The 22,485-nt window shown below is 68.9% G+C and carries 9 protein-coding genes; all 9 read left to right on the forward strand.

Annotated features, from left to right (window positions below; genetic code table 11):
• Positions 1 to 45: 45 nt before the first annotated feature.
• The 9 genes from AC20117_RS16030 (at position 46) to AC20117_RS16070 (ending at position 22,476) form a co-directional block, all read left to right on the forward strand.
• Positions 46 to 5,904: an Ig-like domain-containing protein gene (locus tag AC20117_RS16030; protein WP_074698645.1), complete on the forward strand. Its 5,859-nt coding sequence runs from the start codon at positions 46 to 48 to the stop codon at positions 5,902 to 5,904.
• Between the two features lie 132 nt (positions 5,905 to 6,036).
• Complete coding sequence (locus tag AC20117_RS16035) at positions 6,037 to 12,120, forward strand: Ig-like domain-containing protein (RefSeq protein ID WP_236777343.1); 6,084 nt, start codon at positions 6,037 to 6,039, stop codon at positions 12,118 to 12,120.
• Between the two features lie 69 nt (positions 12,121 to 12,189).
• Entirely contained in the window at positions 12,190 to 13,164 is a 975-nt protein-coding gene (locus AC20117_RS16040) for an AAA family ATPase (RefSeq protein WP_074698644.1), read from the forward strand.
• Entirely contained in the window at positions 13,164 to 14,507 is a 1,344-nt protein-coding gene (locus AC20117_RS16045) for a DUF58 domain-containing protein (protein ID WP_074698642.1), read from the forward strand. Before AC20117_RS16040 ends, AC20117_RS16045 begins: the two co-directional genes overlap by 1 nt.
• Positions 14,504 to 17,122, forward strand: coding sequence for a transglutaminase TgpA family protein (locus AC20117_RS16050; protein WP_074698640.1), 2,619 nt, complete (start codon positions 14,504 to 14,506; stop codon positions 17,120 to 17,122). The genes AC20117_RS16045 and AC20117_RS16050 overlap by 4 nt, the downstream gene beginning before the upstream one ends.
• A complete protein-coding gene (locus tag AC20117_RS16055) occupies positions 17,107 to 18,453 on the forward strand; it encodes an RDD family protein (protein ID WP_101632621.1) in 1,347 nt (448 codons plus the stop codon). The genes AC20117_RS16050 and AC20117_RS16055 overlap by 16 nt, the downstream gene beginning before the upstream one ends.
• The gene (locus AC20117_RS16060) at positions 18,450 to 19,304 is read left to right on the forward strand and encodes a PP2C family protein-serine/threonine phosphatase (protein ID WP_074698634.1); all 855 of its coding nucleotides are present in this window, start codon (positions 18,450 to 18,452) and stop codon (positions 19,302 to 19,304) included. The genes AC20117_RS16055 and AC20117_RS16060 overlap by 4 nt, the downstream gene beginning before the upstream one ends.
• Positions 19,304 to 20,866 (forward strand): FHA domain-containing protein, encoded by a 1,563-nt coding sequence (locus tag AC20117_RS16065; RefSeq protein WP_074698632.1) that lies wholly within the window; start codon positions 19,304 to 19,306, stop codon positions 20,864 to 20,866. The genes AC20117_RS16060 and AC20117_RS16065 overlap by 1 nt, the downstream gene beginning before the upstream one ends.
• Positions 20,863 to 22,476, forward strand: a complete 1,614-nt coding sequence (locus AC20117_RS16070; protein WP_074698630.1) for a serine/threonine-protein kinase — start codon at positions 20,863 to 20,865, stop codon at positions 22,474 to 22,476. The genes AC20117_RS16065 and AC20117_RS16070 overlap by 4 nt, the downstream gene beginning before the upstream one ends.
• The last annotated feature ends 9 nt before the right edge of the window (positions 22,477 to 22,485 follow it).

Consider the following 22,485-nt stretch of genomic DNA (forward strand, 5'->3'; position numbering starts at 1 on the left):
CTCGCGGTGAAGTTCAAGGGGTTTGGCAGGAAACGTCCTGCCTCAATGCGTCATGGGGCTGTCCCTGCTACTGCCTTTTCCATTGTGCTGGCAGTCATCGGTGCCGGAATTTTCCTGCATCCGGGCACGGATACTGCGGACGTTGACCTGCACGACGGCGGAATCTGGGTCACGAACCAGAGCGCCAACCTGGTCGGCCATGTCAATTACCAATCCCGGACGCTCGACGGCGGCTTCCTGGCCAACAGCACCTCGTACGACATCCTCCAGCATGAGGGCGATGTCCTGCTGCGCAATTTTGATCAGTCCAGCCTGAGCACGGTGGACACTGCCGCCATGGCCTTTGTCGGCGGCACCGCCATTCCCGCTGGCGCCGATACCAGCCTGGCCGAAGACCTGCTGGTGGTTACCGATCCGGCGAAGGGACTCGTCTGGGCCATGGATCCGGCCTCCTTGCCGGCCTTTACCCCGGACGGGCTGGAACCGGTGCATACCGCTACGCCGGGGGTCACCGCCGTCGCCGGTCCGGATCAGACCATCACGTTGGCTGAGCCGGAGTCCGGAACCCTGACGACGGTGGAGCTGGACGAACAGTATCTGCCCGCCGGGACCAACAGTACGGAGGTTCCCCAGCTACGGGGTGCCGACGAACTGCAGTTGGCCGCGGTGGGGGACCAAGCGGTGGTCCTCGACGCCGCACGCGGGCAGGCTTTTACGGGCGCCGGCCGGCAGCTTGACCTCGGCGCCGGTACTTCATCCACTCTCCGGGGCGAACAGGCGGCGGCTTTTCAGAGCGCACAGCTCCAACAGTCCGGTGGCGCCAGTACTTACGCCGCGATCGCCACCACGGATGCTTTGGTCCAAGTCCCGTTGGATGGGGATGAACCCACGGTTCTCCCTGCCAAGGGCGGGACACCGGCCGCGCCGGTCCAGCTGGATGGTTGTACCCATGCAGCCTGGATCGGGAATGCGCAGTACCTGCGCAGCTGCGAAGACCCGGCCCACAACCTTGACCAGGAGCTGCCCGAACTCAGCGAATCCTCGGTGCCGGTTTTCCGCGTCAACCGGGACAACGTCATCCTCAACGATGCCACCAGCGGCAATGTCTGGCTGGTCAAAGATGACCTGGTGCTGGTGGATAACTGGGAAGAGCTGCTGCCGCCGCCGGACGAGACCGACGAGGAGGAGGAGACGGCGGATACCACCACCAACAACACCTTGCCGGACCGTACCGAGGCCAACCGTCCGCCGTTGGCCGTGGCCGATGAATTCGGCGTCAGGCCGGGCCGGACCACTGTGTTGCCGGTGCTGGACAATGATTCGGACCCCGACGGCGATGTCCTGACCTCGGCGGTCCGCGGCAAGCAGCCGGATATCGGCCAGGTCCAGCGGATTTACAACGGCGGCGGTCTGCAGATTCGGGTCGCCGAGGATGCCGAACCCGGCACCCGCTCCTTCAGCTACCAGGCCGACGACGGCCGGGGCGGCACCGCCGATGCCGACGTCACCCTGCGGATCCGCGGCGACGACGAAAACGGCGCCCCGCAGCAGAAGCGCAAAACCATCATCCAGCTGGAGCAAGGCAAGTCCATCACCCGGAACGTGCTGAATGACTGGACGGATCCGGACGGCGATGACCTGTACCTGGACGAGGGCACTGCAACCGGTGACAATCAGGTGGCCGTGCGCCGGGACGGCCTGCTGACCTTCCAGGATGCCGGCGATGAACCGGGCCGCAAGGAGGTGCGCATTTCCGTCTCGGACGGGCGCAGCACCACCGAAGGCGTGGTGACTATCGACGTCCGTCCTACAGGTTCGCTGGCTCCAGTGGCGAACGCGGACCACGTTTCGGTGGTGGCGGGCCAGGACCTGCGCATCAGCCCGCTGGAGAATGATCTGGATCCGGGCGGCGGCACGCTCGCGCTGGCCCGCGTGGACGTGGAGGGCCAGGGCGAAGTCGAACCGGACTTCGCCTCCAACACCTTCGTTTTCAAGGCCGCCACGGTGGGACGGTACTACGTGACCTACCTCGTGACCAACGGCCCGCTGAGCTCCACCGGCCTGGTCCGGGTGGACGTCCTGGGCAGTGCCCGCGAGGGCTCGCCGGTAGCTACCCGGGATACGGCGCTGCTGCCGGCCGGCGGGGAAGTGCTGGTGGACGCGCTGGCGAACGATTCGGACCCCGGCGGCGGCGTGCTGGTCATCCAGGGTGTCTCCGCCCCAGGTAATGACGCGATCTCCGTTGCGGTGCTCGAACACGGGGTCATCCGCATCCAGGACCTGCGTGGTCTGGCCGAACCCACCACCCTGAGCTACACCATCTCCAACGGCAGCCAAAGCGCCGTGGGGGAGATCGCCGTCGTTCCTGTTCCTGCGCCGGAACGGGCGGAACCGCCGGAGGCCAATCGCGACACCGCCCGTGTGCGTGCCGGCGACATCGTGACCATCGACGTGCTGGCGAACGACACCCACCCCAACGGGGACCGGCTCAAGCTCGTGCCGGAACTGGTGGAAACGGTGGACGGGTCCGCCGGCCGGCTGTTCGTTTCGGAGAACTCGCTGCGCTTCATCGCCGGCGCCCAGGCCCGGACGGTCTCGCTGGTGTACGAAGTGGAAGACTCGCTGGGCCAGCGGGACTCGGCCCGGGTGCTGATCCATATCGAGGCGCTGGACGCGGAGAAAAATGACCGGCCCAACCCGCGGCATCTGACGGCCCGTGTCTTATCGGGCGCCACGGTGCGTATCCCGGTGCCGCTGAACGGGATCGATCCGAACGGGGATTCGGTCAGCCTCACCGGAATCACCAAGGCGCCCACCCAGGGTACGGCGCTGCCGGGCAGCAACTACATCGACTACGTCGCCACCGATATTGCCCGCGGAACCGACACCTTTACCTACTCCGTCACGGACCGGCTGGGTGCCACCAACACGGCAACGGTGCGGGTGGGCATCGCCCCGGCCGGCGAGACCAACCACGCGCCCGTGCCGGTGGATGACGCCTTCGAACTGCGCCCGGGCCGCGCGGCCGCCTTGGATCTGCTCGCCAACGACACGGATCCCGACGGCGACCGGCTCACCCTGGTCCCGGACGGCGTCGAGGGCCCGCAGCTGACTGCCGAAGCCCGGCAGGAGCGCGTCTGGCTGCAGACGCCCGCCGAGGCCGGGGCACACAATGTCCGCTACCGCGTGGCTGACGGCCGCGGCGGCACGGCGTTGGGAACGGCCACGGTTACGGTCGACCCGGACGCGCCGCTGCAGTCGCCGATCGCCCGCGATGACCGGGTGGAGCCGGCGGAGGCCATGGGCCGGACCGCCGTGGATGTGCCGGTACTGGAAAATGACGAGGATCCGGACGGCGTGGCCGACGCGCTGGACGTGGAAGTCGATGCGTTCGGCGGCACCGCCACGGTGATGAACGACGGCGTGGTGAGGGTTAATCTCACGGCGGCACCGCAGCTGGTTCCCTACACCGTGACGGACGCGGATTCGCTCAGCGGCACGGCCGTGATCTGGGTGCCGGGGCTGGGCGACCAGTTCCCGGTGCTGGCAGAGGCGGCTCCGCTGGAAGTCATCGCCGGGCAAAGCCTGACGCTGGATGTTGCCGACCTGGTCCGGGTGCGCACGGGCCGCACGCCGGTCATCACGCAGGAAGACTCACTCCGCGCCATCGGTACGGACGGTAGCCCGCTGCTGGCGGATCCGACCACCTTGACCTACACAGCGCACCAGGACTTCATCGGCCGCGGTTCCGTCACGTTCGAAGTCACGGACGGAACAGGACCGGACGATCCGGAGGGGCTCAAGTCCACCCTGACGGTGCTGATCGACGTACTCGCCGACCCCAACCGCAACCAGCCGCCGGCCATGCGCAACGGCGCACTGAACGTTGCTCAGGGGGAGGAACAGCAGACGCTGGACCTGCGCGAGCTGGCCGAAGACCCCAACCAGGACGACGTCGACCGGCTGGACTTCTCCCTGTCCGACGCCGTTCCGCCCGGCTTCACCGCTTCGATAGCAGACGGCCGGCTTGAGGCGGCGGCAACCGATGACGCCGCCGTCGGCTCCACAGGGGTCCTGGCGGTAACAGCCACCGATCCCGACGGCGAACAGGCGACAGCGCAGATTTTCCTGAACGTCGTGTCCTCCACGCGGCCGCTCGCCGTGGCCAATCCGGACAGCCGCGACGACGCGGTCCAGGGGGAGCCGGTCACGGTGGACGTGCTGGCGAATGACACCAACCCGTTCGACGGCGACCCGCTCCGGCTGGTCAGCGCGAAGGTGACCACCGGGGACGGCCGTGCTGAGGTCGCGGGCAATGCCGTCCGCGTCACGCCGGGCGCCGATTTCACCGGTGTCCTCCAGGTGACCTACACGGTGGCGGACAAGACGGGCCAGACGGACCGGCAGGTCGACGGGCAGCTGCGGGTCACCGTCCGCGGTAGGCCGGACACGCCGGCCCAGCCGGTGGTGGAATCGGTGGAGGACAGCTCCGTGGTGCTCAGCTGGGCGCCGCCGAACAACAACGGGCTGCCCATCACCGGCTACACCGTGCGCGCCGCGGGCTTCGCGCAGGAATGCGCCGCCACCACCTGCACCCTGACCGGGCTGACCAACAACGTGGTGTACAACTTCACCGTCGAGGCAACCAACGACGCCGGCACCTCCGAGGTTTCGCCGCCGTCGGCCGATGCGCGTCCCGACACCCGACCGGACAAGCCCCAGCCACCCACCCTGGTCAGCGGTGACGGCAGCCTGGCGGTCAGCTGGGCGCCGGCCACCAGTTCGGGTTCGCCGGTGGAAAGCTACAACGTGCGCATCACGCCGGCGCCGGCCGCCGGTAATCCCACGAAGACCGGCGTAACCGGGACCAGTCTGGTCTGGGAAGGCCTGCAGAACGGCCAGGCCTACACGGTGGCCGTGCAGGCCGTGAACCAGGCGCCGGAGCCGTCCGACTTCAGCGAACCGTCCGCACCCGGGACCCCGGCGGGTCTGCCGCGGCAGCCGGCGCCGCCGTCGGCCGCCGTCGTTCCTTACGGGGCCAGCCAGTCCCAGCTCACAGTCAACTGGCGGGCACCGGGTTCCAACGGCGCACCGATCCAGCACTATGTGCTCTCCGTTTTCCGCGGCGGTGCGTTGCAGCAGAAGCTGGAGACGGCAGGCACCAGCCAGGCGGTCACGGTGGCCAACGCGGAGCAGGACTACACGTTCGCCGTCGCCGCCGTGAACAAGGTGGGCCAGGGCGAGTCGAGCGCCACCTCGCCGCCCAAGCGCGCGGCCGGCGAGCCGGGCGCCGTTTCCGGGGTCAAACTGGTGGCCCACAACACGGCGGGCGACGGCGGGCAGGTCCAGGCGAGCTTTACCCCGGTGCCGGATTCCGGACTCAACGGTGCCCGGCGCAGCGAGATCAGCTACAGCTGGACGGCATCGACCGGGCAGTCGGGCACGTTCTCCGGGAGCGGCCAGCCCGAGGTGCTTGCGGGCTTCACCAACGGAGTATCCACCTCGGTGACGGTCCGCGCCGTCTCAAGGGCCAGCGGCACAGCCGTGCGCGGTGCCGGCGCCAAGTCCGGTTACGTGGCGCCCTACGGCAAACCGCTGCCGCCCAGGGTGCAGGGCCACGATGCCCCGAAGGGCTCGCAGGACGTCAAGTTCACCTGGGAGACTCCGGTGGCCAACGGGAAGGACGTGGACCGGATCGAATGGCGCCACATCGCCACCACCTACCCCTGGGATGACCCGAACCCGGACCGTGCCGGAGACCTTGCGCCGCGAGCAGGCAGCAAGACGATCAAGACCAGCTGGGACAACTCCACAACCTTGGAATTCCGGGTGTGCGATGTCACCAACGTCTGTTCGGATGGCGTTATTGTCCACGGCAGGACCGGTCCGGCGCCGGGCGGGTAGCCACCGCGGCGGTGCCATGGGTAGTTCTCCCCGTGGCAGCGTTTAACCTGGCGGTTTACACTATCTGGGGTGGCAAGGGGGCCGCGGGTCCCGGTTCCGGGCAAAATTCAGTCTCTCAAAGGTCTCTCAGCGGTGAATTTCAAGGGTTTCGGCCAGGCGCGCAATGCTGCCTTCCGCCGTAGGGGCATGCCCGCCACCGCCTTTTCGGTGGCGCTCGCCGTGATCGGCGCGGGCATCTTCCTGCACCCGGGCACGGACACCGCGGACGTGGACCTGAACGACGGCGGCATCTGGGTGACGAATAAGTCCCAGTCCCTGGTGGGCCACCTGAACTACCAGTCCCAACTGCTCGACGGCGGTTTCAAGCCCGCCAGCGCCAACTTCGACGTCCAGCAGGAAGCGGCAACAGTGCTGCTGCAGAACCTGGACCAGAATGCCGTCAGTACCGTAAGCGTCGCCGAGATGATCCACGGTGCCGAAAACCAGCTCCCCGGCTCGGCCAAGCTGTCACTGGGTACCGAGGTGGCAGCAGTCAGCGATCCGGCGGCCGGGCAGGTCTGGGCCGTCGCCTCGGCGGGCCTGGACTCTTTTACTCCTGAGGCCACGCAACCGCTGGCCGAGGACGCACCGGGCGCCGTCGCCGTCGTTAGTAACGCCGATACGGTCTATGTGGCCGATCCGGCGGCGGGCAGGCTGACCGGTTACCGTGCCCCCGAGGGCGGCATGTTCGAGGAAGTCTCCGCCCAGGACCTGCCGGGCATCAAGGACGCGGACGGGCTGCAGCTGACCACCGTGGGCGATGAACCGGTGCTGCTGGATCCGGCCGGCGGCACGCTGTACCTGCCCGCCGGCGAGTCGGTGGAGCTGGAGGACGCGCAGGACGCCCGGCTGCAGCAGCCCGGCGACGCCAGCGAAAGGGTGGCCATTGCCACCTCGAACGGCCTGCTCGCCCAGCCGCTGGACGGCGGCGAGGCGCAGCTGACCGAAATCCACAACCCCGCGCCGCCCATTGCGCCGGTGCAGGTGGCCGGCTGCATCCACGCCGCGTGGACGGGTGATGCCGGCTATCTGCGCGACTGCGCCGATGATGCCTTCGACCTGTCGCAGCCCATCCCGTCCCTGTCCACCCAGTCCGAGCTGGTGTTCCGGACCAACCGGGACGTGGTGGTCCTCAATGACGTCAACGCCGGCAACGTGTGGCTGGTCAACAAGAACCTGCAGCTGGTCAACAATTGGGGCGATTTGATCCCGCCGAAGGGCGACGACGAGGACGACACCACCGAATCCGCGGACATCACGGCGGCCACCCGGCTGCCGGAGCGCCAGGAGGAAAACCAGGCGCCGGTCGCCGTGGCCGACGAGTTCGGTGTCCGCGCCGGCCGCACCACCGTGCTGCCGGTGCTCTTCAACGACTCGGACCCGGACGGGGACCTGCTCACGGTCACGGTCAACGGCGACCAACCCGCCACCGGAACCGTCCAGCGGATCTACCAGGGGACCGGCCTGCAGATCGTACTGCCCGAGGACGCCTCCGGATCGTCGTCGTTCTCCTATGAGGTCGACGACGGCCGCGGCGGCACGGACACCGCCCAGGTCAGGCTCCGCGTGGTGCCCGAGGGTTCCAACGCGGCGCCGGAGCAGAAGCGCGAGACCATCCTCGCCGTCGAGTCCGGGCAGAGCCTGAGCCGGAACGTGCTGACGGACTGGCTGGACCCGGACGGCGATGACCTGCTACTGATGGGCGCGGTGGCCGAGGATCCGGGGGACATTGTCCGCACCCGGCCGGACGGCGTGCTCACCTACCAGGACGTGGGGACGTCCGACGGCGAGAAGAAGGTCACCCTCACGGTCTCGGACGGCCGCACCAGCACCACCGGAGAGGTCACGGTGGAGGTCGAACCGCGCGGCGAGCTGGCCCCGGTGACCAACCCGGACCACGTGCGGACCACGGTGGGCGAGGAAGCCACCATCTTCCCGCTGCGCAATGATGCAGATCCCACCGGCGGCTCCATGCGGCTGGCCAGCGTGGGCGAGGTGCCCAATGCCACCGTGCAGGGGAATTACGACGTCGGCACGGTCACCTTCAGCTCCGCTGCCGCCGGCACCTACTATCTGGAGTACCTGGCCACCACCGGCCCCACGAGTTCCCCGGGGCTGATCCGGGTGGACGTGACCGAAGCCGAACAGGGCAGCGGCGTGCCCACGGCGGTACGCGATGTGGTGCTGCTGCCCTCGCGCGGCGAATCGCTGGTGGACGTGCTGGCGAACGACTCGGATCCGGCCGGCGGCGTGCTGGTGGTCCAGTCCGTTTCCGTGCCGCGCGGTGCTCCGGCGGACGTGGCCGTGCTGAACCACTCCATCCTGCGCGTCAACGATGCCCGCGGGCTGACCGCGCCGCTGACCATCACTTACACCGTCTCCAACGGCTCCGGCAGCGCCACCGGCGAAGTGGCGATTTTCCCGGTTCCCGCGCCGGCCAAGCTGCTGCCGCCGCGGGCCCACAATGACGAGGCGGTGGTCCGAGCCGGCGACATCGTAAACATCCCGGTGCTGGAGAACGATGAACATCCCAACGGCGCCGCCCTGACCCTGGACACGGAGCTGGTGGAAGCCCCCGCCGCGGCGGACGGCACCATCGCGATTTCCGGCAACCAGCTGCGGTTCAAGGCCGGGCCGGAGGCTACGGGTGGAAAAACAGTCACGGCCGTCTACCGGATCAGCGGGCCGGACGGCCAGGTGGCCAGCGCGCAGGTGCGGATCCGCATCACCGAACCGGACACTGAAAACAACGCCCGCCCGGTGCCGAAGAACCTGACCGCCCGCGTGCTGGCCGGCAAAACCGTCAGCATCCCCGTGCCGCTGGACGGGATCGATCCGGACGGCGACTCGGTCAGCCTGGCGGGACTGGAACGCGCGCCGACACTGGGCACCGCCGTGATCAAGGCCGCCGCCATCGAATACACCGCCGGCGGCGGCTCCACCGGCACGGACACCATCAGCTACGTGGTCCAGGACAGGCTCGGCGCGCGCTCCACCGCGACGATTTCCATCGGCATCGCCCCGTCCTCGGACGCCAACCAGCCGCCCAACGCCGTCGACGACGAGGCGAGCGTGCGCCCCGGCCGGAACCTGTCCGTGGACGTGCTCAAGAACGATTCGGACCCCGACGGCGACCGCATCGCCTTTGCCACCGACGGCCTGAGCTCGGACGCGGACCTGCAGCTGAGCCTGCGGGAGGGACGCCTGCGGATTGCTGCCCCGGAAACGGAAGGCACCGCCGTCGTCCGCTATACCATCACCGATGGCCGCGGCGGCACCTCAACCGGGACGCTGACCGTGAAGGTTGATCCGGACGCGCCGCTGCTGCCGCCGGTGGCGCGGGATGACCGGGTGGCGGTGGCGGAGACCACCGGCAAGGACCAGGTCAGCGTTCCGCTGCTGAACAATGACGAGGACCCCGACGGCGACCTGGGCGAGCTGGCCATCAGCGTCGACGATCCGGCCGGCGGCGCCGCCCTGGCCGAGGACCGTACCCTGACCGTGCCTGTCCGGGCCGACACGCAGATCATTGCCTACACACTCGAGGACGTGGACTCGCTGACCTCCACCGCGTTCGTGGTGGTGCCCGGCAACGGGGACCAGCGGCCGGCGCTGAAGGACCAGCAGCCGCTGGAGGTCCGCTCCGGCGAGCCGCTGGCGCTGGACATCGGGCAGCTGGTGGCGGTCCGCGAGGGCAGGACTCCGCGGCTGACCCAGGATGACAAGGTGGCCGCCGTAGCCGGTTCTGCGCGGATCGACGGCGCCACGGACCTGACCTTCACCTCCAACGACGGCTACGCCGGTGCCGCCTCCGTCAGCTTCGAGGTCACCGACGGCTCCGGCCCGGATGATCCGGACGGGCTGAAGGCCACGCTGACCGTGCCGATCACCGTGCTGCCGCTGCCGGAGCAGAATGCGCCGCCCACGCTGAGCGCCAACTCGCTGCAGGTGGCGCAGGCCGGCGAGCCGGCAACCCTGGACCTGCGGGAGGCGGCGAGCGATCCCGATCCTCAGGACGCGGAGGCGCTGGAGTTCGCCGTGACCGGCGGCTCCATCGACGGCGTGGACGTGTCCATCGACGGTAGCGTGCTCACCGCCCGGGCACAGAACAACGCGGCCAAGGGCACCGAGGGCACCATCAATGTCAGCGTCACCGACGGTAACCACGATCCGGTGTCCTCCACCGTGACCATCAGCGTGGTGGCCACGGACCGGCCGCCCGCCGTGGCCGTGGATGACCTGGTGCCGGACGCGCACCAGGGTGAGACCGTGACCGTTCCCGTGCTGGACAACGACTCGAACCCGTTCCCGGAAACGCCGCTGAAGATCCTCAGCGCCCAGCCGCAGGACGGCGGGCAGGGCAGCGTGGCGGTCAGCGGGGACGCCCTGGAGATCACGCCGAACGAGGACTTCGTGGGCACCATGGGCGTGATCTACCGCATCCAGGACGCCACCGAGGACCCGGACCGCGAGACCGAAGGCCGCGTCACGCTGACCGTGAAGGGCAAGCCGGACGCGCCGAGCACGCCGCGGATGGTCAGCGAGGGCAACCGGACCGCCGTACTGACGTGGGAAGTGCCTGCGGACAACGGTGAACGGATCACCTCCTACACGGTGTCCGGCGGCGGCTTCAGCCAAGAGTGCGCGGCCAACACCTGCACGCTGGAGAACCTGACCAATAACCAGGAGTACAACTTCACCGTGACGGCCACCAACGCGGTGGGAACTTCCGAAGCTTCGCCGGCGTCCGGCGTCGTCCGTCCGGATGTGAAACCCGAAACTCCGGCCGTGCCGCAGCTGGTGTTCGGCGACGGCGCGCTGACCGTGACCTGGCAGACCCCGGCGTCGCAAGGCTCGCCGGTGGAGTCCTTCAACCTTGAGATCTCACCGGCCCCGCCGGTGGGCGAGCTGCAGAAGAACGGCGTCACCGGGAACTCGCTGGTCTGGAACGGACTGGCCAACGGCACCGCCTACAAGGTGCGGGTGCAGGCGAATAACCGCGCGTCCACGCCGTCCGACTGGGGCGCCTACTCCGCCGAGGAGATTCCCGCCGGCGTGCCCGGCGCCCCGTCCACGCCCACCGCCACGCGGACCACCAGTGCGGTGAACGAGGGCTCCATCGATGTGGCCTGGACGGCACCGGCCAACACCAACGGCGCTCCGGTGGAAGCGTACGACCTGCGGATCTTCGAAAACGGCGCGCCGGCCGGGACCCGCAGCGGGCTCTCCGCCGGCACCACGGGTGTGTCGCTGACCGGGCTGGACACCGCCGGCAGCTACACCTTCGACGTCGTCGCGCACAACAAGGCCGGTGCGGGGGAGTACAGCGCCCGCTCTGCCGCCGTCGTGCCTTACGGTGTTCCGCACCAGGTGCAGGGCGTGACCGCGGCGGCCACCGGGGCCAACGAGCAGGTCAAGCTGGACTTCGCCGCGCCGTACAATAACGGCAGCGCGATCACCGGCTACGAATACGCGATCGACGGCGGCGGCTGGCGTGCCTTCGGCGGTCCGGGTGCCACCGTCTCGTCGCCGACAAACGGGCAGAACCACACCTGGAAGGTGCGGGCACTCAATGCCGGCGGCCCCGGGGCGGCGAGCCCGGCCTCCAACGCCACCAGCGCCTACGGGCCGATCACGGATGCCTCCAACCTGGCCGCCTCGACTGCCGGGCCGAAGGTGACGTTTACCTGGAACGCCAACTGGCAGGCCTACGGCAACGGCCGCCGGATTACCGGCTCCTCGGTCACAGTCAACGGCCAGGCGGTCAACGCCGGAGCCGGCAGCTGGACCAGCCCGGAGGAAGCCAACAAGTCCTACACCATCACGGTGACCGTGAGCCGGTCCGACGGCAGCAGGAGCTTCAGCCGGACCCAGGTTGTCCCGCCGGCCGAGATCACCGGGATCTACCGCGGCGATAGGGTGAATGTGGACGGGACCTCCGGCTGGCATTACGTGATTGTGGACTACCGGAACTTCCCGCAAGGCACCCGGGATGTCTGGTGCCGGGCAAACGGCAGCAACCTGGATCCGAACTACGGACGGGCACCGATAGGATTTGCCCATAGCGGCAGGGTCCAGACCAAGTGCATCGCGAAAATCGATTCCTCCGAACCAGGTGCCATCACCATGTCCGTGGAAGGACTGGGAGATTTTGCCTTCTCCAACTGGAGCGGCTGACGGCCGGCTCCGCACATTTTGCCCCAACAGATTCATTTCCGCCCTGTACAAGAGAAAGACACAATCCCCATGACGATGACAGCAGAGCAGGCCGAATGGTTCGCCGAAACCTTCGAGAAGCTGGTCGGCAACGTCGGCCAGGCCGTGTTGGGAAAGCCGCACGTGGTCAAGCTGATCCTGACCGCGATGCTCGCCGAAGGGCACGTGTTGCTCGAGGACGCGCCGGGCACGGGCAAGACCATGCTGGCGCGTTCGCTGGCGGCCACGGTGCAGGGCACGAACTCCCGCATCCAGTTCACGCCAGACCTGCTGCCCTCGGACGTCACCGGCATCACCATCTATGACCAGAAGAGGCAGAACTTCGAGTTCCACAAGGGCCCGATCTTCGCGAACGTGGTGCTGGCGGACGAGATCAACCGCGCCTCGCCCAAGACCCAGTCCGCGCTGCTGGAGGTCATGGAGGAATCCCGCGTCACCGTGGACGGCGTCACATACGAGGCCGGCCGGCCGTTCATGGTCATAGCCACCCAGAACCCCATCGAGCAGGCCGGTACCTACCGCCTGCCCGAGGCCCAGCTGGACCGCTTCCTGATCAAGACCTCCATCGGCTACCCGGACCTGGCCTCCACCGTGGAGCTGCTCGGCGGCAGCACCACGCGGGACCGTTCGCTGGCGCTGAAGCCGATCATCACCACCGCGGCCGTGACCGATATGGCGGACCTGGCCACCACCAACCACACCGATACCGCGGTGCTGGAGTACGTCTCGCACCTCTGCGACGCCACCCGCACGGCCGAGGAAACGCGGCTGGGCGTGTCCGTCCGCGGCGCCCTGGCGATGGTCCGCGCGGCCAAGGTGTGGGCCGCCGTCCATGGCCGCAACTACGTGCTGCCGGACGACATCAAGGAACTGGCCCCAGTGGTCTGGACGCACCGTTTCGTGATGGATCCCGAGGCCGAATTCGCCGGCGCCACCCCCGAGGCCGTGCTTAAGCGTGTGCTGGCCGAGGTGGCCGCACCGCAGCAGCGCAGCGTCGCGGTTTAATGTCCGCCACCAAAGCGGGTGCCGGCCGCGTCCGGCTCAAACGCCTGCTGCGCAAGGCCACCCCGGAACGCAGCAGCAAACTGCACCCGGCGTCGTTGCTGAAGCTGGCCAGGGAAACGTCCGCGTTGGCCGGCGAGTTTTTGGCACCGCATTGGCAAAGAACGACGGCGGTGCTCGCCAAATACGTTCAGCCGGCGGTTTCCATCGTCTCGCCGCTGGGCTGGATCGTGCTCGGCACTGCCGTGCTGTTGTTCGGCCTCGGCGCCGCCTACGGCTGGGCGGAGGCCAAGGCCGGCGGGCTGATGGCGGTGCTGCTGCTGCTGATCGCCATCGGCTTTGTGCTCGGGCGCTCCTCCTATGGCGTGAAACTGGACCTCGCCCGCACCCGGGTGGCGGTGGGGGACCACGCCATCGGCAGCGTGGAAGTCACCAACACGGACCCCAAGCCGCTGCTGCCAGCCGCGCTGGAACTGCCGGTGGGCGCCTCCACCGCGGTGTTCCACCTGCCGCGGATGAGGCCGGGCCAGGTGCACGAGGACCTCTTCACCATCCCCACCCAGCGCCGCGCCGTCATCGTCGTGGGCCCGGTGCGCTCCGTGCGGGCGGATCCGCTGGGGCTGCTGCGCCGGCAGATGCTGTGGACCGAGCCGACCGACCTGTTTGTGCACCCGAAGACCACCGCACTGATCGGCTCCGCCTCCGGTTTCATCCGCGACCTGGAGGGGCTGCCCACCAAAGACCTCTCCAGCGCGGACGTGTCCTTCCACGCGCTGCGCGACTACGTTCCCGGCGATGACCGCCGGCATATCCACTGGAAGACCACCGCCCGCACCAACGAGCTGATGGTCCGCCAGTTCGAGGAAACCCGCCGCGCCCATCTGGCCGTCGCCGTTTCCACGAATACCGAGGAGTACACCAGCGAGCATGACTTCGAGCTCGCCGTCTCGGTCGCCGCCTCGATCGGGCTGCAGGCCATCCGGGAGCAGCGCAACCTCTCGGTGCTCACGCAGCAGGGGCCGCTGCGGACCGAGACCGGGCGCAACCTGCTGGACGAAATGACCCGGATCGAAGGCCGGCCCCAGCGCGCGACGGCGGTAGACCTGGCACGGACCGCGGCCGACACGGTACCGAATGCGTCCGTCTTCTTCCTGGTGGTCGGCGAACACGTCACCGCCACGCAGCTGCGCCGTGCCGCGGCAGCCGTCCCGCCCGGCATCCGGGCCTTCGCCATCCGCTGTGCCCACGGACTGGACGCGGGCAAAGCCTCCATCGGGGACCTCACCGTCCTCTCGCTGGGCAACCTGGACGACCTCGCCATCATTCTGCGAAAGGCTGCCGCATGAGCGCCCCCGACAGCCCCGGGAACGAATCCAGGCGCAGCCGCCGCCGGGTTGCATCTGGAGGCCGTGCTGCCTCACGCCGGGAAGGCGCCGCCTTCCGCGGGGAGCGGGCCGCCGCACCCCGGGAACGGGCCGCACCGCGCGACCGCGGGCTGCCCCCGCAGGAGCGCGGGCTGGTGCTGCCGCGTTCCTGGCAGCACCTCGGCATCGATGCCGCCCTGCTCACCTTGCTGCTGGGGATGGGCGTGCTCGGCTTCCACAACGTCTTCGCGGGCGAACCGCGCTATCTGGTCGCCGGGTTCGGCGGCATCGTGGCCGGGCTCGGCCTGGCCCTGGCGTGCGCCTGGTACCGGCTGGGCCTGCTGGCCACCGCGACCGCCGGGCTGCTGACATATGTGCTGCTCGGCAGCGCCTTTGCCGCGCCCACCCAGGCGATTGCCGGCGTCGTGCCTTCGCTGGAATCCCTGCGCACCGTCCTGACCGGGTTCATCTTCGCCTGGAAAGACATCCTCACCGTCGCCGCGCCGGTGGGCGTCAACGGCGGCATGCTGGTGGTCCCGTTCCTGGGCTCGCTTGCCGCGGCGCTGCTCGCCGGCACGCTGGCCTGGCGGGTCAAGACCCCGTACTGGACCGTCCTGCCCGTGACGGCGATGTTCATCCTGGGCATCGCGTTCGGTACCAATGCGCCCACCCTGCCGCTGCTGCGCGGCGTGCTGCTGGTGGCCGGGGCCGTATCGTGGCTGGCCTGGCGCCGGCACATCTCCCGTACCGACAGCACCGCGCACGTCTCCGCCAACCCGCAGGCCGCCGACGCCGCCGCCCACCGGACCGGCGTGCTCCGGCGGCTGGGCCTGGGTGCCGGAGTGCTGCTGCTGGCGACGGCGGTCACCGCGCTGGCCGGCCCCGCGCTCACCGCAGGGGGTGAGCGCAAGGTGCTGCGCGACGTCGTTGTTCCCCCGGTGGAGCTGTACGACTACCCGTCGCCGCTGATGGACTTCCGCCAGTTTGTGAAGGACAAGTCCGAGGACACGCTCTTCACCGTGCAGGGCCTGCCGCCGGGGGAGCGGGTGCGGCTGGCGGCGCTGGATACTTACGACGGCGTGGTCTACAACGTGAACCCGCGAAGCGGCGGCAACTACGCGCCCGTGGGCGATGCGCAGTCGCTGGGCAACGTGGACGGCGACGGCGGAAACCCGAACTCAAACACCGCGCAGATGACGTTCAGCATCGCCGACTACAACGGCGTCTGGCTGCCGGCCGGCGGGCAGCTTAACGGGGTGGCGATGGACGGGCCGCGGGCGGACGAGGTGGCCGGATCCCTCTACTACAACGAGGACTCCGAAACCGCGCTCTCCACCCGGTACATCCGGCCCGGAGACAACTACTCGGTCAACGTGTCCTTCCCGGCCAAGCCCGAGGACGGGCAACTGGCCCAGTACGATTTCGCGCCGCTGAACCTGCCTGAACCGGAGCAGGTGCCCAACATCATCGGGACCAAGGCCAGCGAACTGGTGGGCGATGAAACCGTGCCGATCGAGCAGGTCCGCCAGCTGGAGCGGAGCCTGCACGAGAACGGCTTCTTCTCCAACGGCAAGGAGGACGAGGCGCGCAGCCTCTCCGGGCACAGCGCCAGCCGCATGACCACGCTGCTGGACGCCGAGCAGACGATCGGCGACGACGAGCAGTACGCGGTGGCGATGGCGCTGATGGCCCGGCACCTGGGCATGCCCGCCCGCGTGGTGATGGGTTTCTACCCGGATCCCAGCATCGAGCGCACTGCCGGAGAGCCGGTGGAGATCAAGGGCAAGGACGTCCACGCCTGGGTGGAGATCGCGTTCACCAACGCCGGCTGGGTGGCCTTCGACCCGACGCCGGACAAGGACAACGAGCCGACCCCGCCGCAGCAGCAGCCGAAGTCGACGCCGAAGCCGCAGGTGCTCCAGCCGCCGCCACCGCCGCAGGAACCGGCCGAGCTGCCGCCGGACTCTGCGCCCGAACCGCAGGACGCTGAGCAGAACGAGAAGGGCTTCTGGGAGCAGTGGGGCTGGCTGGTGACGGCCATCGGCGTGGCCATGATTCCGTTGGCCATCCTGCTGATCCCGCTGCTGCTGATCGCCTGGCTGAAGCTGCGCCGCCGCAAGCGCCGCGCCGCCGAAGGCTTGCCCAGCACCCGTGTCAGCGGCGGCTGGAGCGAGGTCATGTCGCTGGCCACGGACATGGGCGCCAGCGCCAATGCCAAGGCCACCCGGCGCGAGCATGCCAGCGAGCTGGCGGACGCGTTCCCCGCGGCCTCCGGCACGACGACGGCGCTGGCGCACCGGGCGGATGCGGCCGTGTTCGGCGGTGTCGAGCCCACTGAGGTGCAGGTGCGCGAGTACTGGGACATGGTGGAGAAATCGCTCGACGAGATCGGCTCGTCGGTGGGCTTCTGGAAGCGCCAGCGGGCGCGGTTCTCGCCCCGCTCGCTGGTGGCCGAGGCACGCTTCAGACTGTCACAAAAGCTCGGCAAGGGCGTTTCCGGCCGGTCCTTTGGCACCGCCGAGAGCACAAACCGTAAAGTAGAGTCACCGACCGAGGAACAACACAAGGGAGTGAGCCATACGTGGCAGCAAGACTGAACCTCGTCAGCGCTTCAGCTGGCAAGCGGGTCGGCGCGTGGCTGATCGACAAACTCCCTCCCGCCGTGCTGGTGGGTATCGGCTACGGGGTCGGCATGGCCGGGCTGCTGGGTGCAGCCGGTGCCGGCACTGAAGAGGCCGTGGCCTCCGCCGCCGCGGGCCTGTTCCTCTGGCTGGGCATCACCTCGCTGCTCGCCGTGGCCTACGGCATCTGGAAGTGGGGCTGGGAAGCGCGGACGGGCAAGACCCCGGGCAACGTCCTGCTGGGGCTGCGGACCTCCAACGAGGACGGCAACGCCCCCGGCTGGGCCGCCATCTTCATCCGCGGACTGATCATCGCCGTGGGCGGACTGGTCCCGGTTGTCGGTGCGGTCATCGTGGTCATTTCCAACCTCTGGGACGCCAACCACCAGCGGCAGGGCTGGCACGACAAGGTAGCCAAGACCCTGGCCCTGGACGTGAATGCCGGGCGCGACCCGCTGACCACCGGCGGCCTCTACGGCCACAGCACCTTCACCCCGGACGGCGGGCAGGCTGGCGTTCCGCAGGCAAGTTATGCCGGGGCAGCCGGTGCAAATGCCCCCGCTGGCGTTCACGGTGCCGGCCTGATGGGAGAGCCGGCCGGCAACGGCGGTAGCCCCGCCGGCGGTCCCGGTCCCGGTTCCGACCAGAGCCCGCAGTGGCCGCCTTTCGACGACAATGCTGCCCGTTCGGGCGGCATCATCTCCGGCATCCCGGGCTTCAGCGGCACTCCCGCAGCCGGCACGAACGCTGGTAACACTGCCGCCGGCGCCACTGCAGATGGATCGGCCGCACCTGCGGATACGTCGGCCGCCCCCGCCGCCGTGGCACCAGCCGCCCCGGACGTATCCGAAAGTCCGCCAGGAGGCTCCGCGCCCACGCAAGCACCGCCGTCGCACGTTGATGACGAGTTCGCGTACACGCGCATCCGCGACGCCGCACCAGCACCCGCGGAGGCAGCCGGCTCCGGGCAGGAACCGGCCGGCATCAACATCCGCTTCGACGACGGCCGCGAAGTCGCCATCGGAACCAGCGCGCTGATCGGCCGGAACCCGGCCGCCGCGGCGGGTGAAGAAGTGGACCAGCTGATCGACTTCGCCGATCTGGACCGCTCCGTTTCCAAGACGCATCTGGAACTGCGCGTCGAGGGCGACACTATCTGGGTCAATGACCGTAATTCAACCAATGGCACCGCCGTGACCGGATCGGACGGCGTGCGCCAGCAGCTTGTCCCCGGTGCTCCGGTAGCGGCCAAGTCAGGAGCAACCGTGGAATTCGGCGACCGAAGCTTCGTCATTGGTCACGCATGACCGGGGACAAACCGAGCCACATCGAGAACATCAGGCTCACCGTCGGAGCGGGCACGGACCGCGGACTGCGGCGTGAGCTGAACGAGGACTCCTTCACCACCGCGTCACCGCTGTTCGCCGTGGCCGACGGCATGGGCGGCCACGAGGCCGGCGAAGTGGCCAGCAGGATTTGTGTGGAGACGATGACGGAGTACGTCCGCCGCCACGAGCTGGGCGCGGCCGAGTTGCAGCAGCTCATTGCGGATGCCGACCGGCGGATCCGGGCCGCTGCGGGCTCGCGCGCCGGCACCACGGTCACCGGCGCGGCGCTGGTTGAGGAACGCGGCGTGCCGTACTGGCTGGTGTTCAACGTGGGGGATTCGCGGACCTACCGGCTGAACCAGGGCATGCTGGAGCAGATCAGCGTTGACCACTCGGAAGTCCAGGAACTGCTGGAGGCCGGCCGGATCACCGCGCAGGAAGCGCTGGTCCATCCGCGCCGGCACGTGGTGACCCGCGCCCTGGGCACCGGCGACGATTCAGAACCGGATTTCTGGATGCTTCCGGTCGAGGCCGGGGACCGCATGCTGATTTGTTCCGACGGACTCACCTCAGAAGTCAGCGACGAGCACATCCACGCCATCCTCAGCTCCACAGTGCGCCCGCAGGATGCTGTCCAGGCGCTGATCCAGGCGGCGCTGTGCTCAGGCGGCCGGGACAACATCACGGCGATCGTCGTCGATGCGGCCGATGTGGCGCAGGACGCCGCGCAGGCAGCGACCGCGCCGCGTACGGAGGACGAAGAGACGGATACGCTGCCGCGGCTGGAGCCCGGCGGATCGGGGCCGGCGGGACAGCAGGGGCAGATCTGATGGCAGCAATTACCTACTGCCCGGGCCCCTGGCTCGGGCTGGTCCGCGGTGGCACCATCGTGCTGCTGGAACAAAGCGCCCGCGAAGACGTGGTCATGGCCGTGTGGGACGTGCTCGGTACGCAACCGGCACCAGAATCCGTGCTCGGTTCCGTGGTGAGCGGCTATGGCATGGACCTGGCTTCAATACCGCAGTTCGCCATCGTGTCCTTCCGGGACAAGCTGCACGCGATCCTGCGCGGCGACGTTGTCCTTAATAGCGACGGCGTGGGGACATCGGCCGAACTTTCCGGCGCGGGTGTGACCACCTGGACGGAGCGGCTGCTGCCTGCCCAGGAGCTGTTTGACCTGGTGATCAATGACGGGCGCGACGGCGAGGGCCGCTGGCTTCCGCTGGCCGAAGGCATCGTCCAGCTGGGCGGCATCCGTGTCGGCGTGGACACAACAGTTGGCGCGGTTGAAGAACCGGAGCCAAAGGCCGAACTCATGCCGGAGCCCGTTACCGCTCCTGTTGCAGAGCCAGCGTCAGCGCCGGAGACAGGGAGCCAGTCAGAACCGGTTGACGCTCCTGCCTCGGACCAACCCGGATCGGCTGAACCTGCCGAACGCATATCGATGCATGAGGAACTCAACGTCCCGGAGGGCATCGAGGTCACCGGTATCTACGATCCCGATGCCCTGGACGAGGTGGGAGACCTCGAAGACACGGTCATCCATACCAAGGCCCGGCGGGCCAACCTGCCGCCATCGGCGGCCGTTCCGCCGGCAGAGAACAACGTGCCTGCGAGTCCGGCCCTGTCTCCGGCAGCTGCGGCGCAGCCGGCAGCCCCCGCTCAGCAAGCCGCCCCGGCACCGCAGTCCGCGCCGGCAAGCCTGATCGATTCCGTGCCGTGGCTGACACCGTCGGCTTCCGCGCGGGCACGGGCGGCGGAATCAGCCGCGGCTGAAGCTGCCCGCGATCTGCGCCCGGTGAAGCCGGTGGACCGAATAACCGAAGCACCCGAGGGCGACCATGACGGGCAGACCCTGCTGCGCCGCGACCTGCCGAAGGCGCCCAAAACCGCGCCCGCTCCCGTGCCGGATCCGGCACAGCGGCCGGCCACCGGCCCGATGGTGCTGGCCCGCGTCTGCCCGCAGGGGCATGCCAACCCGCCCACCAGTTCCAACTGCAGCATCTGCGCCGCCGGGCTGGCCGACGACGCCAGCCAGGTGCAGCGCCCCATCCTGGGCCGCATGCGGCTTTCCACCGGGGAAGTCATCGAGCTTGACCGCGCGGTGATCGTCGGACGCCAGCCGTCGGCCTCGCGCGTGCAGGGCAACGGCATGCCTCGCCTGGTCCAGGTGCGCAGCGTCAGCGGCGACATTTCGCGCTCCCATCTGGAGGTGCGGCTGGAAGGCTGGCACGTCATGCTGCGCGATCTGAAAGCGACCAACGGCACCATGCTGATCCGCGAAGGCCAGCCGCCGCGACGGCTGGGACAGGGCGAATCTATGATCCTGCTCGACGGCGACATCGCGGACCTGGGCGACGGCATCTCGCTGCGGTTCGAGGACCTGCCGTGAGTTCCAAGCGTCCCCCCGCACCACCGCCCGCGATCGAGGGCTACCGGTACGTCAGCCTGCTCGGTTCCGGTGGCTTTTCCGACGTCTATCTCTACGAACAGGACCGGCCTAAGCGCAAGGTCGCCGTCAAGGTCCTCGTCGCCGACCTGAAGACCGAGGGTGCGCGCCGCCGCTTCGAGTCCGAGGCGAACCTGATGGCGCAGCTGTCCACCCATCCGTTCATCGTGACCATCTACGAGGCGGACATCACCGGGGACGGCCACTCCTACCTGGCCATGGAGTACTGCTCGCGCCCGAGTCTGGACGTGCGCTACCGCAGCGGCCCGCTCGGTGTAGATGAAGTGCTCTCGCTCGGCATCCAGGTGGCCTCCGCGGTGGAAACCGCGCACCGGGCCGGGATTGTGCACCGGGACATCAAGCCGGCCAACATCTTGGTCACGGACTACAACCGGCCCGCGCTGACCGACTTCGGCATCTCCGGCACCACGGACAGCATCGACGACGACGCCGGCATGTCCATCCCGTGGTCCCCGCCCGAAGCGTTCCAGGGCGAGGGTGCCGACGGCATCAAGATCGACATTTGGGCTCTCGGCGCCACGCTCTACACCCTGCTGGCCGGCCGTTCGCCCTTCGTCCGGCCCGGCGGGGACAATTCGCAGCGCGAACTGATGAACCGGATCGCCACGTCACCGGTCCCGCCGTTGCGCCGCGCCGACGTGCCCGAATCCCTCGAACAGGCGCTGGCCACGGCCATGGCGAAGGCGCCGTCCTCGAGGTTTCCGACGGCCCACGCCTTCGCGCTGGCGCTGCAGCGGATCCAGGCGGAGCTGAACCTTTCGGTCACACCGTTCGAAGTGCTGGAGGAGGCCCATCCCGGGGATGAACCGCCGCAGGACGACGGCGGGGAAGCCACCCGGGTGCGCCAGGTGGTCTCGATCGATCCGAACGCGACGACCAATTCGCCCACGGTTTTCCGCCCGCGCTTCCCCGAGCGCACCAACACCGCGCAGCAGCCCGATGACCGGACGGTCCTGCGAGCAGCGCACAGCGGGACGGAGCCGACTACCGGCTGGGTTCCGTCGCCGCCGGCTGGCGCGGAAAACACTGCGTACGACGGCGAATCCGCCACCCAGCCCACCGCCGGCTTTGGTGACACTCACTACGAAGGCGGGGACACCGCCGTCGTACCTCGGCGCCGCAAGAATCTGGTCGGGATTATCGGCGGCGCCGCCGCTGTGGTTGTCCTGGCCGTGGCAGCCGTGCTGGTGGTCACTGCGCCGGAACCGGAAGCGGCCGAATCGCAGCCGCCGGTCAGCCAGCCGCCGGCGAACGCCATCGAGGGCCTGTCCGGAAACGTGGTGCCGCCGGAAGAACTGGCGGGCAAGGTGGACGGGGACGATGCCGTCTTCACCTGGACCAATCCGGACAAGCGCGACGGCGACCTGTTCATCTGGACCCCGGTGACCGCGCTGGGCAAGGGCGAGCCGCAGCGGACGCCGGATCCCGGCGTGAGCATCCCGGTGGCCGAGAACGACCGGACCTGCATCGAGGTGGTGGTGTTGCGGGCCAACGGAAAGTCATCGGATCCGGTCCGCGGCTGCGCCGACTAACCTAGAAGC

Origin of the sequence: Arthrobacter crystallopoietes (assembly GCF_002849715.1) — a bacterium.
GTDB classification, from domain to species: Bacteria; Actinomycetota; Actinomycetes; order Actinomycetales; family Micrococcaceae; genus Crystallibacter; species Crystallibacter crystallopoietes.